The organism is Agriterribacter sp. (assembly GCF_035497235.1).
Lineage (GTDB): Bacteria > Bacteroidota > Bacteroidia > Chitinophagales > Chitinophagaceae > Agriterribacter.
In genome coordinates this window covers 20,371-33,202 of the sequence record NZ_DATJEB010000035.1, presented here as the reverse complement: position 1 = coordinate 33,202, position 12,832 = coordinate 20,371, and the positions used below count along the sequence as shown (strand labels likewise).

Annotated in this window: 13 protein-coding genes and 1 tRNA gene; 11 read left to right on the top strand and 3 right to left on the bottom strand. The window is 42.9% G+C overall.

Annotated elements, in window-relative coordinates; genetic code table 11:
- Positions 1 to 43: 43 nt before the first annotated feature.
- From trpD to trpA, 5 genes are all read left to right on the top strand, one after another.
- Complete coding sequence (trpD, locus tag VL121_RS11340) at positions 44 to 1,036, top strand: anthranilate phosphoribosyltransferase (protein ID WP_325405296.1); 993 nt, start codon at positions 44 to 46, stop codon at positions 1,034 to 1,036.
- A 158-nt stretch (positions 1,037 to 1,194) separates the two neighbouring features.
- Positions 1,195 to 1,977: an indole-3-glycerol phosphate synthase TrpC gene (gene trpC, locus VL121_RS11335; protein ID WP_325405294.1), complete on the top strand. Its 783-nt coding sequence runs from the start codon at positions 1,195 to 1,197 to the stop codon at positions 1,975 to 1,977.
- A 4-nt stretch (positions 1,978 to 1,981) separates the two neighbouring features.
- On the top strand, positions 1,982 to 2,614 hold the full coding sequence (locus VL121_RS11330; RefSeq protein WP_325405292.1) for a phosphoribosylanthranilate isomerase: 633 nt from the start codon (positions 1,982 to 1,984) through the stop codon (positions 2,612 to 2,614).
- A gap of 112 nt (positions 2,615 to 2,726) precedes the next feature.
- Entirely contained in the window at positions 2,727 to 3,953 is a 1,227-nt protein-coding gene (gene trpB / locus VL121_RS11325) for a tryptophan synthase subunit beta (protein ID WP_325405290.1), read from the top strand.
- An 84-nt stretch (positions 3,954 to 4,037) separates the two neighbouring features.
- Positions 4,038 to 4,829, top strand: a complete 792-nt coding sequence (gene trpA, locus VL121_RS11320) for a tryptophan synthase subunit alpha (protein ID WP_325405288.1) — start codon at positions 4,038 to 4,040, stop codon at positions 4,827 to 4,829.
- Position 4,830: 1 nt separating this feature from the next.
- Here the strand turns inward: trpA and VL121_RS11315 are convergent.
- A tRNA-Gly gene (locus VL121_RS11315) sits at positions 4,831 to 4,903 on the bottom strand.
- A 17-nt stretch (positions 4,904 to 4,920) separates the two neighbouring features.
- Between VL121_RS11315 and hisH the strand changes: the two genes are divergently transcribed.
- The 5 genes from hisH (at position 4,921) to VL121_RS11290 (ending at position 8,373) form a co-directional block, all read left to right on the top strand.
- Positions 4,921 to 5,529 carry an imidazole glycerol phosphate synthase subunit HisH gene (gene hisH, locus VL121_RS11310; RefSeq protein ID WP_325405286.1) on the top strand — a complete coding sequence of 203 codons (609 nt, stop codon included), beginning with the start codon at positions 4,921 to 4,923 and terminating at the stop codon, positions 5,527 to 5,529.
- A 24-nt stretch (positions 5,530 to 5,553) separates the two neighbouring features.
- The gene (hisA, locus tag VL121_RS11305) at positions 5,554 to 6,270 is read left to right on the top strand and encodes a 1-(5-phosphoribosyl)-5-[(5-phosphoribosylamino)methylideneamino]imidazole-4-carboxamide isomerase (RefSeq protein ID WP_325405284.1); all 717 of its coding nucleotides are present in this window, start codon (positions 5,554 to 5,556) and stop codon (positions 6,268 to 6,270) included.
- A gap of 76 nt (positions 6,271 to 6,346) precedes the next feature.
- A complete protein-coding gene (locus tag VL121_RS11300; protein ID WP_325405282.1) occupies positions 6,347 to 6,769 on the top strand; it encodes a four helix bundle protein in 423 nt (140 codons plus the stop codon).
- Between the two features lie 22 nt (positions 6,770 to 6,791).
- The gene (gene hisF / locus VL121_RS11295; protein ID WP_325405280.1) at positions 6,792 to 7,568 is read left to right on the top strand and encodes an imidazole glycerol phosphate synthase subunit HisF; all 777 of its coding nucleotides are present in this window, start codon (positions 6,792 to 6,794) and stop codon (positions 7,566 to 7,568) included.
- A 229-nt stretch (positions 7,569 to 7,797) separates the two neighbouring features.
- A complete protein-coding gene (locus VL121_RS11290) occupies positions 7,798 to 8,373 on the top strand; it encodes a DUF4256 domain-containing protein (protein WP_325405278.1) in 576 nt (191 codons plus the stop codon).
- A gap of 105 nt (positions 8,374 to 8,478) precedes the next feature.
- Here the strand turns inward: VL121_RS11290 and VL121_RS11285 are convergent, their stop codons facing one another.
- Complete coding sequence (locus tag VL121_RS11285) at positions 8,479 to 9,444, bottom strand: DUF4249 family protein (RefSeq protein WP_325405276.1); 966 nt, start codon at positions 9,442 to 9,444, stop codon at positions 8,479 to 8,481.
- A 3-nt stretch (positions 9,445 to 9,447) separates the two neighbouring features.
- Positions 9,448 to 11,823: a TonB-dependent receptor gene (locus VL121_RS11280; RefSeq protein WP_325405274.1), complete on the bottom strand. Its 2,376-nt coding sequence runs from the start codon at positions 11,821 to 11,823 to the stop codon at positions 9,448 to 9,450.
- A gap of 369 nt (positions 11,824 to 12,192) precedes the next feature.
- Here VL121_RS11280 and hisIE point away from each other — a divergent pair, with 369 nt between their 5' ends.
- Positions 12,193 to 12,789 (top strand): bifunctional phosphoribosyl-AMP cyclohydrolase/phosphoribosyl-ATP diphosphatase HisIE, encoded by a 597-nt coding sequence (hisIE, locus tag VL121_RS11275; RefSeq protein WP_325405272.1) that lies wholly within the window; start codon positions 12,193 to 12,195, stop codon positions 12,787 to 12,789.
- Positions 12,790 to 12,832: the final 43 nt, after the last annotated feature.

The following is a 12,832-nucleotide window of genomic DNA, read 5'->3' as shown; positions in this document are numbered from 1 at the left end:
ACTTCATTCAACAATCAAAAATTCCCCCGTAGGGGATAAGGGTATGAAAAAAATATTACAATACCTGTTCGAATACAAAACGCTTTCACGGCAGCAGGCCAAAGAAGTGCTGGTGAATATTTCCAAAGGCGTGTATAATGAAAGCGAGGTAACCGCGTTTGTAACGGTATACCTTATGCGCACCATAACCGTTGAAGAGCTGCAGGGCTTTTCGGATGCGTTGCTGGAATTATGCGTGCAGGTTCCCCTGGATGATTATAATACAACCGATATTGTGGGTACCGGCGGTGATGGAAAAAATACATTTAATATTTCAACGCTGGCCTGCTTTATTGTTGCCGGCGCCGGGCAAAAGGTAGCCAAGCATGGTAATTACGGCGCTACATCGGTTAGCGGCGCTTCCAATGTAATGGAGCAACTGGGTTACCGGTTTAAATCAGATGCCGGCCACCTGGAAAAGGAAGTAGCGGAGGCCAATATCTGCTTTTTACATGCACCGCTTTTTCATCCCGCGTTAAAAGCTGTTGGCGCTATTCGCAAAAATTTAGCTGTCCGTACTTTCTTTAATATGCTGGGGCCAATGGTCAACCCGGCAAAGCCCGCTTTTCAATTAGTGGGTGTATACAACTTAGAAATGGCGCGGATATACAATTACCTGCTGCAGCAAACCGGTAAAGCGTTTACCATTATTCATAGTTTGGATGGCTATGATGAGATATCTCTCACCAACGATACCAAAGTCATTACTAAGGAGGGAGAATATATTATGACACCGGCACAATTGGGAAAACGCATGGTGTCTGCCTCCGATATTTATGGCGGCAGTACCGTTGAGGAAGCTGCCAAATTGTTTGTAAACATTATAAAAGGTGAGGGTACCTGGGCGCAAAATGCTGTGGTACTGGCCAATGCGGCAATGGCATTGCATTGCACAGGCGCTTATGCGAGCTATAATGATGCGTATCTTGCGGCGGTAGAAAGCCTGGAAAGCGGAAAGGCCTTTGGAGCGCTGAAGAAGCTGCAGGCGTTGCAGTGAAGAATGTGGAAAATGTGAGGAATGTGAAAATTTGAAAATGAGTGTATTTAACGAAAGGCTATATGAAAGGAACAGGATATAGATAAAGGTGAGCAGTGATATAACACCCCTGCAACTTAAAACCTGTACCCTGCAATCCGGCACCTTATTACACAACTATGAACATTTTAGAAACAATAATCGCTCAAAAGAAAATTGAAGTAGCCGAACGCAAGCAGCAAAGGCCGGTGGAGGTTCTGGAGAAGATGGAATGGTTTTTGAAACCCGCTTTTTCGTTGCGAAAGTTTTTGACAGACGAGTCTAAAACCGGCATCATAGCGGAGTTTAAAAGAAAGTCGCCGTCTAAGGGATGGATCAATGCGAATGCGGATACTTCCGTTGTTACCGCTGCATATACGCAGCATGGTGCTTCAGGACTCTCTGTTTTAACGGATGAGAAATTTTTTGGCGGGAGTTTGGATGATCTTGCCAAAGCCAGGGTAAATGATATCCCTGTTTTGCGAAAAGATTTTATGATTGATGCCTACCAGGTAGTAGAAGCGAAAGCCATTGGTGCGGATGTGATACTGCTGATTGCCGCTAATTTAACCCCGGCGCAGGTAAAAGCGTTAGCCGCAACCGCTAAAAACCTGGGACTGGAAGTATTACTTGAAATACACAATGAGGAGGAGCTGGAACATGTTTGCGATGAAGTGGATATTGTTGGTGTTAATAACCGGAATCTCAAAACATTTGAAGTGCGTATTGATACATCGTTATACCTGGGTGGTTTAATACCGGCTGATAAAATTAAGATATCCGAAAGCGGGATAAGTAATGTAGAAACGATAAGAAATCTAAAGCAACACGGTTATAAGGGATTTTTAATTGGCGAAAACTTTATGAAAGCGCCAGACCCTGCGATTGCTTTTGCCGCATTTGCCCAACAACTTAAAAGTTAAAGCTATGCGTATAAAAGTTTGCGGAAACACACAGTTAAACCAGGTACATGAGCTGGATGAAATGGGCGTTGAATTTGCGGGATTTATTTTTTACCATAAATCGCCGCGGTACGTGGTAGGGCGCATTGACGGGGGAGCATTAAAAAAGGCGAAACTAAAGATTAATAAAGTAGGTGTTTTTGTGAATGCGGGATATGATGATGTAATGAGCTATGTAGAACAATATGGATTGTATATGGCGCAGTTGCATGGCGATGAATCGCCCAGGCTATGTGAAAGGATAAGCGAACAGGTGCCAACGATAAAAGTATTCCGGATTAAAGAAGGCGATAATATAGACTGGAAGATAAGGGAATACAGGAATGTAAGCGATCTTTTTTTGTTTGATACAGATTGGTTTAATTATGGAGGCAGCGGTAAAAAATTTGACTGGCACATATTGGATAATGCGCATATTAATAAGCCTTTTTTGCTGAGCGGCGGTATTGGTATAGAAGATGCAGGCGCCTTACAATCTTTTGCTGCCGGTAAGCATGGCGAAGGTCTTTTTGCGGTGGATGTGAACAGTAAATTAGAAAGCAGTCCCGGAATAAAAGATATGGAAAAAGTAAGAAAATTTGTGGAGGCGCTGCAATAGTAGATGTACGGTAGTACCAACCGCTTTACGAAGTCTCTGACTTCGTACACCTTATGTTCTTCAAAATTTAAAACTTTGCTTTAATAAATAAAGTGCTTTAAATAAGTGTGCAATGATCAACAGAACAATAGCCCTTGCCAAATATAAAGGCACATTTGAGCAGCCGGATATCTTTGGCTACTATGGAGGGTTCGGCGGAGCTTACATTCCCGAAATGTTGTATCCCAATGTGGAGGAGTTAAAAAGCCGGTACCTGAAAATTATGTATGAGGATGATTTTCAGAAGGAGTTCAGGGCCCTGCTGAAAGATTATGTAGGACGACCTTCACCATTATACCATGCAAAAAGATTGAGTGAAAAACATGGTACAACTATTTTTTTAAAAAGAGAAGACCTGAACCATACCGGGGCGCATAAGATCAATAACACGATCGGGCAATTGCTGTTGGCAAGGCGGCTGGGCAAGCACCGCATAATAGCCGAAACCGGCGCCGGTCAGCATGGCGTAGCCACGGCAACCGTTTGTGCATTAATGGATATGCAGTGTGTGGTGTATATGGGCGAAAAAGACATTGAAAGACAGGCGCCCAATGTGGCCCGGATGAAAATGCTGGGTGCAACAGTTATACCCGCAACCAGTGGTAGTAAAACATTAAAGGACGCCACCAATGAGGCAATTCGCGACTGGATCAACAACCCGGTAGATACGCATTATATAATAGGCAGTGTGGTAGGCCCGCATCCTTATCCCGATATGGTGGCAAGATTCCAGAGCATCATCAGCGAAGAGATGCGCTGGCAGTTGAAAGAACATACAGGCAGTGAGCTGCCATCACATGTAGTTGCCTGTGTGGGCGGTGGCAGCAATGCGGCCGGCGCATTTTATCATTACCTCGAAGAGTTTGCCGTGCAACTGGTTGCTGTAGAAGCGGCAGGCTGCGGGGTGCGGAGTGGCATGAGCGCTGCTACCACGCAATTGGGTAAGCCGGGCATTTTGCATGGCAGTAAAAGCTTGGTAATGCAAACCGAAGACGGGCAGGTAGTAGAGCCACACAGTATTTCAGCCGGGTTAGACTACCCGGGCATAGGCCCTTTGCATGCGCATTTGTTTGAAACAGGCCGTGCATTATTTTTAAGTGCAACGGATAAAGAAGCCGTAGCTGCGGCTTTTGAGCTCACCAGGCTGGAAGGCATTATACCCGCATTGGAAAGCGCTCATGCCATAGCCGGGCTGGATCAGCTGAACCTAACAGCAAAGGATATCGTAGTGGTTTGTTTGAGCGGCAGAGGAGATAAGGATATGGCTACGTATATGAAAGCAATGGAGGAAGAAATGTGAGTGGTGAGTAGTCAGTGGTGAATAGCCAATAGTGAATATTCAGTTTTGACAAAAAATAACAGCATCTTTTTCAGGATAAACAATATGAGCAACATACAGGAACTATTTAAAACGAAAAGCAGCAAAGTGCTGAATATATACTGTACCGCGGGTTATCCGAACCTGGATAGTACATTAAAGGTAATGGAGGCTTTGCAGAACAATGGCGCAGATATGATTGAACTGGGTATACCCTACAGCGACCCTTTGGCAGATGGACCGGTTATACAGGGAAGTGGCGGCGTGGCGTTACAAAACGGCATGACGATAAAAATTTTGCTTGAGCAATTGAAGACCATGCGCAATGCCGGCGGCAACCATAGTGCGGGCATAACTGTTCCGGTAGTTTTAATGGGATATATGAACCCGGTTTTGCAGTATGGCTTTGAAAAATTTTGTGCGCATGCCTCGGCGGCAGGAGTGGATGGCCTAATATTGCCCGACCTGCCTATTCGTGAATTTGAAACCGAATACGGCCCGGTGATCAGGCAATACGGGTTAGACTTTATTTTTTTGGTTACACCTGAAACATCGGAGGAAAGAATAAGAAAGATTGATGCATTGAGTACGGGGTTTATTTACGCAGTTTCTTCTTCGTCTACTACCGGTAAGGATAAAAACTTTTCGGATGTAGAGTTGTATCTGCAAAGGCTGCAGCAAATGGAATTAAAGAACCCGGTTTTGGTAGGTTTTGGAATAAAAGATAAAGTCACCTTTCAATCGGCCTGCAAGTATGCTAATGGCGCTATTATCGGGAGCGCTTATATAAAAGCATTGAATGAAAACCCCGATGTGGAAGCAACAACAAAAAAATTTCTGGAAACAATATTAAAATAAGAGCGGAAAACGGGATTCGAACCCGCGGCCTTCAGTTTGGGAAACTGATGCTCTGCCAACTGAGCTATTTCCGCATAGAAATAAAGTTACAATGAATCTGGTAATTATAAAATATAATGCAGGCAATATTCAATCGGTTTTGTATGCGCTGGAACGCATCGGGCTGGAGGCGAAGGTTACCGATGACGTAGAACAGATCAGCAGCGCTGATAAAGTAATATTTCCAGGCGTGGGCGAGGCCAGCAGCGCTATGCGGTATTTAAAAGACAGGAAGCTGGATGCACTGATCAGTAGCCTTACACAACCTGTGCTGGGCATTTGCCTGGGCATGCAACTGATGTGCAGGTTTTCGGAGGAGAACAATGTGAATTGCCTGCATATATTTGATGAAGATGTAAAACTTTTCAGGAAAGATAAACAGGCGGATGCTAACAATATTAAAATACCCCAGATAGGCTGGAACAATATTTATGAGCTTAAAACGGAATTGTTTCATGCGGTTCCGGAAAATAGTTATACTTATTTTGTGCATAGCTACTATGCCGCTTCAGGCACACATACCATCGCCACTACGGATTATATTATTCCCTACAGTTCGGCGCTGCACAAAGATAATTTTTACGGCGTGCAGTTTCATCCCGAAAAAAGTGCAGATACCGGTGAACGCATCCTTAAAAACTTCATTGAGCGCTGTCATTAAAACCAAAATGCTTTAAACAATAATATGGAAATCATACCTGCCATTGATATTATAGACGGCAAATGCGTAAGGCTTACGCAGGGCGATTATGCGCAGAAGAAAATTTATAATGAGCACCCCCTGGAAGTAGCTAAGGAATTTGAAGATGCCGGTTTACAACGCCTGCATTTGGTTGATTTAGACGGGGCCAAAGCCGGGCAGGTAAAAAACTGGAAAGTACTGGAAGCTATTGCGGGCAAAACAGCGCTTACGATTGATTTTGGTGGCGGCATTAAGCAGGAGGAGGATGTGAACATTGTTTTTAATTCGGGTGCGGCGCTGGCAACCGTGGGCAGTATAGCGGTGAAAAATGAAGAAGAACTACTGCGATGGTTTACCCTTTTTAGTGCGGATAAGTTTTTACTGGGGGCCGATGTAAAAGATGAAAAGATTGCTATTGGCGGCTGGCTGGAAACCACCGGTATATGGGTATACGATTTTATTGAAAAATATATAAGGCATGGCGTAAAACAAATATTTTGTACAGATGTAAGTAAAGATGGGAAGCTGGAAGGCCCGGCAATTGATTTATATAAAAACATCCTGCAAAAATTCCCTTCACTGCATTTCATAGCCAGCGGCGGCGTAAGCTCCATTGATGATTTGCATGCACTCCGCGATGCCGGCTGCAATGGCGCCATAGTGGGCAAGGCAATATATGAGGGAAAAGTGAAGATTAAAGATTTGAGATTTGAGATTTGAGATTGAGTTCAGGCATTTTCCCGGAAACAAATCTTACTTTTAAGCGAATTTTAAATTTCAAGTCTCAAATTAACCTGTGTTCACCATTTATCGTTTTGAAGATTTACCATTGTGGCAGCAGTCGAGAAGCTCGTGTAACAGGGTGTTTAAGATGATTGAACAGAGCCAATTATTTAAAAGTGATTTTAAATTTAGGGACCAGCTAAGAGCTTCGGCTTGCTCCGTCATGGATAATATTGCTGAGGGCTTCGAACGTTCTTCCAGGTTGGAATTTGTAAACTTTCCTGGAATTGCAAAAGGATCAGCTGGTGAAGTCAGTTCTCAGTTATATCGCTCAATTGATAATAATTATATTGATAAGATTGAGGGTCTTGGTTTAATTGATGAATATGAAAAACTATCCAGGGAAATAGCAGGGTTTATTACCTGCCTCAACAAATCCACAATAAAAGGTCAGCAATTTAAAGAAAGAAACCAGACAGGTAATCTCAAATCATAAGTTTCAAATCTCAAATCATTCTATGCTCACCAAACGCATCATTCCCTGTCTTGATATTAAGGACGGGCGTACCGTAAAAGGAACCAATTTTGTAAACCTGCGCGATGCGGGCGACCCGGTAGAGCTGGGTGCATTGTATGCCCGGCAGGGAGCAGATGAACTGGTGTTCTTAGATATTACTGCAACGGTTGAAAAAAGAAAAACATTAAGCGAGCTGGCTAACCGTATTGCCCATCACATCAATATCCCGTTTACGGTAGGCGGTGGCATTAGCAGCGTAGAAGATGTGAACGTGCTGCTGGAGAATGGCGCAGATAAGATTTCTGTAAATACAGCCGCGTTTAAGAACCCTCAGTTAATTAATAAGCTGGCAAAAGAATTTGGCAGCCAGTGCGTGGTACTGGCTATTGATGCCCGGAAAGAAGAAGATGGCGAATGGTATGTATACCTTAACGGTGGAAGAACGAAAACCGGTATGAAATGCATTGAATGGGCGAAGCAGGCGGTGAATCTTGGTGCAGGAGAGATTTTGTTAACCTCAATGAACCATGACGGAACAAAACAGGGCTTTGCGCTGGACATTACAAGCGCCTTAGCCATACAATTACCTGTGCCTGTAATTGCCAGTGGCGGCGGGGGAACAATGGAACACTTTATAACAGTGTTTAATGAAGGCAAAGCCGATGCGGCCTTAGCCGCCAGCATTTTTCATTTTAAGGAAATAGCCATTCCGGAACTGAAACAGTTTTTATTTGAAAATAATGTTCCTGTACGCATGCCGCCGGAAAGTCCAAATTAATAATGAATGAAGTTGTTTCCAGGTAAACCTTTGCGGAATAGCAGGCAGAACGCTGAACGTAGAAAAAATAATTTAGTTAATTTTAATACATATAATAAACACGATTGTAGCGTATCATCAACCGCAAAGGAAATATGAAGCATTCATGAGCACGTAAATATTTTTGAAACAGAATGGGAGTAATAGTATGGTTATTCCATATGGTCTTTAAACATTCAATTACATACACATGAATAACAATAAAAAAAAGTTATCACCCCGGCAATGCAAAGAGCTGCTCAGCGTATTGAATGCCCGCTTTGAGAAAAACAGGAGCCGGCATAAAGATATTGAATGGGATAAAGTACAGGCCCGCCTGTCCGGTAATCAGGCAAGTGCTGAAAAATTGTGGTCGCTCAATGAAATGGAGAGAACCGGCGGAGAACCGGATGTGGTGGGGTATGATAAAAAAACAGGGCAATACATTTTTTATGATTGTTCCGTGGAAAGTCCTAAAGGCCGTAGAAGCGTTTGTTACGACCGTGAAGCACTGGAGTCAAGAAAAGCGCATAAGCCGGAGAATAACGCTATGGATATGGCCGCGGCAATGGGCATTGAGCTTTTAACAGAAGAACAATACCGGGAGCTGCAGCAACTTGGAAATTTTGATACCAAAACGTCGAGCTGGATAATAACGCCTTCTGACATCAGGAAACTCGGTGGCGCCCTCTTCGCCGATTTCCGATACGGCCGTGTATTTGTGTATCACAACGGTGCGGAATCTTACTATGCCGCCAGGGCATTCCGCGGCTCGCTAAGAATCTGAATTTTGCTCAAATAAAGCAATAGATAATAAAACGATGAAAAAAACAGAAAACAGGGTAATGCAGGTTGCCGGAACATTTAAGGCTTCCATTAGCATGCTGTTGCATTAATCCATTACGATAGTTGCGGCGCTGATGGCGAGCCCGCTGAAACACCCCGTTACGTTGTTACCGCTTATATTATTCAATAAAGATGCAGGCGTAGATAATGGCCCACTGCTATTCCTCGCTTTGTTATAACTGTCCCAAAAATTATACACATCTCTTGTTACATTAGCCATGTAATAGGTAATACTGTCTCCTTTCACAAATCCATAGGAGTTGGTAATCTGCATATAGGCGCCATTATTATTTTCATCAGAATTGATGATTCTTTTACTGGTACCCAGGCTTCCCCATCCAAAACTTTTTTTGTTATCGTCATGACGCCAGTAAAATAGCCGGCAGTTGCCGGTGGTATCCGGATCTTTGAAAAGCACAGTAATACGCCCCTTTTCAATTCCTCCGTTGTCGGTATAATGAAAACCGGTATTTAAGCTGATAGGTATAGGGTATAGCAAAGCGGTTGTTGCCGTGTAGACCCGGCCGTTAACTTCTATTTCCAGTAAATAATATTTTCCGGGTATACCCTGTAATGCCAGGTCAGGGTTGGTTTGCAGATGGGGGTCGGTATAAATACCATCGCTGATGCTTACAGGAGCACCGGGGATATGAGCTTCTTTTAAAACAACGGTAGCGTTTTTGTCCCATACTATGGTATTGTTCAGTAAGCTGCCGGAAGATATTTTTACCAGGGCATCCTTTACGGGAATACTGGCAATGTCTGTATTGGCAGCGGTTTGGCTTTTGCTGAGCATTACATAATTATATTCCGGTATTTCATTATTGATATACGCTTCTACTACCAGTTGCGGTTCGCTATAGTTCAGCGCTAAATCAAAATCCTTTTCACAACCGCTGAAGAACAACAGCGCGCTGGTAATAATAACGGTATGTAGCAGGTTCCGGTATAATCCAGAAATATGCCTGCCGGCTGTTTGATCGCGATGCAAAGTTTTCAGTGAATCACTCATGTGTTAAAATTTAAAATTCCAGCCAATGGCCGGGGTAACAGGAAAGAGGTACACCATTTTACCCTGCAGTGATTTTTCTTTTTGGTTAATATCCATATAAATAAAATAAGGGTTCTGCCGGTTGTAAATATTATAAACATTAAAGTTCCAGCTACTGCTGAATCGCTTTTTTTTCTTTGGGACGGGCGTGTAAGTGGCACAAATGTCAACGCGGTGGTATGCCGGCAGGCGATAGTTATTAATTTCTTCGTACTGGTTCATGCTGGTATAGGATGCCGTACGCTGAGTTGCGTTAAACCCTATATTATAATTCACTCTGCCCGTGGGCATAGTAAGCGCGTTGCCCGTTCCAAACACAAAAACAGACGACAGGTTCCACCGGTCGTTAAGGGAATAATTGGCTACAACACTAATATCATGTGTTCTGTCGTATCGGTACGGAAAGGCCTTTCCGTTGTTCAATTGTGCAAAAGTTCTTTCCGTTTTGCTTAAGGTATAGCCAATCCAACCGGTTAGTTTCCCTTTTTTCTTTTCAACAAGCAATTCTACTCCATATGCGCTTCCTTTTCCGAACATCATCTCTCCCTCCATATTCTGATTGAGCAGCAACTGCGCTCCCGGTTTAAACTCTATCTGGTTTTGCAGGTGTTTGTAATAGGTTTCCACGCTAAACTGGTAATTGTTGTCAGGCGTATTCCTGAAGTAGCCCAAAGCAACCTGCTGGGCGGCGCCAGGCTGAACCGTTTGTCCGCTGGGTATCCATATATCGCTGGGAAAAGTTGCGCCGCTTGTTGTAGCCAGGTGCAGGTATTGAATGGTTTTAGTATAAGAAAGTTTTATACTGGAAACCGCAGAGAGGGCATAATCCATATTCAGCCGGGGTTCGGGAAAACCATAATGCGCTATGCGTTGTCCTTTTTTATACGATGCGGTTTCCCCTGTTGGACTGCCACTTTCATTATATAGCATCATTTCAGTGGGCCCCACCTGGTTAAAATAACTGTATCTTAAACCGGTAGTAGCACGTAAACGGCTGCTTATTTTAAACCCTGCGCTTAAGTAAACGGCTGTTTCCCGGGCAAACTGGTTGTTTACTTTTGTTTTAAACTCCTGTACGCCTTCGGTTACATCGCCTGCGCCAGGCTTAAAGCGATGCCAGATATGTTGCAGGCCCCAGTGTAAATTGAATTTGCCGGAGGGCGTGTAGCTCCAGTCGTTCTTAAACTGGTAATCGTTAACGGCGGATGTGAAAATATAATCCGTGAGATCATAGCCATAATAACTGTCCAAGTTAAATGTGTTATAAATCAATGATACGGATTGCTTCAGTTTTCCCTGCAGTACTTGTTGCTTCCAGCTAAGTCCTGCAATCATATTGCCCCAATTGGCATTAAATAAATTGCTTTTATCGTTGGTGTAGGTAAATTCGTCTTTACCGGTATAAAAGGTGAACAGCAGCTTATTGTTATTATTTATTTCGTAATCCGCTTTGGCGTTAATATCATAGAAATAATATCCGTTGTTACCGATTGTTTTTTTCGCGAATACTTTTGCTGCCTGGTCAATATAGGTTCTTCTGCCACTTAATATAAAAGAAGCTTTGTTTTTAACCAGCGGACCTTCCACTGAAAGTTTGGAAGAAATTAAACCTATACCGCCGCTGTATTTCAGGGAATCTTTATTGCCCTCGCGGGTATCAATAGATATTACGCTGCTCAGCCTGCCGCCATAGGCTGCATTCATATCGCCCTTTTTAACCGTAACGTCTTTTATGGCTTCGCCATTGAATACGCTAAAAAAACCTAACAGGTGATTGGGGTTGTACACCGGTATATTATCTAACAGGATGAGGTTTTGATCCGGCCCGCCTCCCCTTACATAAATGCCGGAACCCGCCTCCCCTCCGTTTTTTATACCGGGCAAAAGCGTGATTGTTTTTAGCGGATCCGTTTCACCCAGAATAACAGGCAGTTTTTTTAACTGATCAATATCCAGGGCATAAAAACTCATTTCTCTTTTATTGTTCTTTCCGGCGGTAACTACAATATTGCTGAGTTCGTTATCTTTTTGGAGAAGTATAATATGAATAGTGGTATCGGAAAGCAGGCTAATAGTAACGAAACTACTGTAATGACCTACGGCGCTCACGTTTATAATGTGGTTTCCGTTTTCCAGTAATTGTAAAAATTTCCCTGAAGAGTCGGTGATGCTGCGCTGCCCGTCTATTTCAACCGTAGCATTGCTTACAGGCAACTGTGCATTACTGGTTACCCGGATGGTTAATTCAACAGTTTGTGCGTTTGCAGCGCTTATGCACTGAAACAGGCAAAGCAGTATAATAACTTTTACAAAACAATATGTTGTTTTGAGATTGCGCATGCCAGCATTCATATTTAAGTGGTACGGATGAACAACCTTCATGGTTGTCCTGAAAATTTACGACATGGCTTTTCACGAGAATAGGGGGCGGTTTCAGGAGGTTAAAAGAAAGAAGAAAGACAAGGTATCGCTTTTCCTGAATTATTGTGCAGCTTGGCATTTGTTTTTTCCGCTGCTAAACGGCGTTTGTCATATTGCTGCCATATAGAAGGCATAATAAAATGATTAGCAATGCATTCAGTTTCGTTTGCCGTAACTTACCAAATGGTAACTTCTTTTTAGGGAAGGTAGAAATACTGCAAACCAGCTTTTTAAACCCATTTTATACACGGTTGCATATTTTATATCTTTACAGCTTCAAAAATAAGTATGAAAGTTGATTTTAATAAATATCAGGATGGATTAGTGCCTGCCATTGTGCAGGATAACGATACTCAAAAAGTATTGATGCTGGGTTTTATGAATGATGAGGCTTTACAAAAAACCATGCGGGAGGGGAAAGTTACTTTTTACAGCAGGAGTAAAAACAGGTTATGGACAAAGGGAGAGGAAAGCGGAAATTTCCTGGAATTAAGATCGGTTGCCACCGACTGTGATCATGATACTTTGCTCATCAAGGCGCATCCCCTGGGTCCGGTTTGTCATACCGGGGCAGATACCTGCTGGGCTGAGAAAAATCACAACGATAATTTTCTGCTATACCTCGAAGACATTATTGAGCTGCGTAAAAAATCATCGCCTGAAGCATCGTATGTAGCTTCTCTGTTTGCCAAAGGGATCAATAAAATTGCTCAAAAAGTAGGGGAAGAAGCGGTAGAAACAGTAATAGAAGCCAAGGATAATAATGAAGCGTTATTTCTTAATGAAGCCGCGGATCTTTTGTTTCATTACCTCATTCTTTTAAACGCAAAAGGATACCGCCTGAAAGACGTTACCGGGAAATTGCAGGAAAGGCATTCAAAATAAGAGAAAAATGAAAAGAAAAACGTGAAAGATATAAGGAAGTTTC

Bases quoted from the DNA above. Each gene is read 5' to 3' on its own strand.
- hisA (WP_325405284.1), top strand. From the start codon at position 5,554: ATGGAAATCATACCTGCCATTGATATTATAGACGGCAAATGCGTAAGG.
- VL121_RS11290 (WP_325405278.1), top strand. From the start codon at position 7,798: ATGAATAACAATAAAAAAAAGTTATCACCCCGGCAATGCAAAGAGCTG.
- VL121_RS11330 (WP_325405292.1), top strand. From the start codon at position 1,982: ATGCGTATAAAAGTTTGCGGAAACACACAGTTAAACCAGGTACATGAG.
- trpD (WP_325405296.1), top strand. From the start codon at position 44: ATGAAAAAAATATTACAATACCTGTTCGAATACAAAACGCTTTCACGG.
- hisIE (WP_325405272.1), top strand. From the start codon at position 12,193: ATGAAAGTTGATTTTAATAAATATCAGGATGGATTAGTGCCTGCCATT.
- trpC (WP_325405294.1), top strand. From the start codon at position 1,195: ATGAACATTTTAGAAACAATAATCGCTCAAAAGAAAATTGAAGTAGCC.
- hisH (WP_325405286.1), top strand. From the start codon at position 4,921: ATGAATCTGGTAATTATAAAATATAATGCAGGCAATATTCAATCGGTT.
- hisF (WP_325405280.1), top strand. From the start codon at position 6,792: ATGCTCACCAAACGCATCATTCCCTGTCTTGATATTAAGGACGGGCGT.
- trpB (WP_325405290.1), top strand. From the start codon at position 2,727: ATGATCAACAGAACAATAGCCCTTGCCAAATATAAAGGCACATTTGAG.
- VL121_RS11280 (WP_325405274.1), bottom strand. From the start codon at position 11,823: ATGCGCAATCTCAAAACAACATATTGTTTTGTAAAAGTTATTATACTG.
- VL121_RS11285 (WP_325405276.1), bottom strand. From the start codon at position 9,444: ATGAGTGATTCACTGAAAACTTTGCATCGCGATCAAACAGCCGGCAGG.
- trpA (WP_325405288.1), top strand. From the start codon at position 4,038: ATGAGCAACATACAGGAACTATTTAAAACGAAAAGCAGCAAAGTGCTG.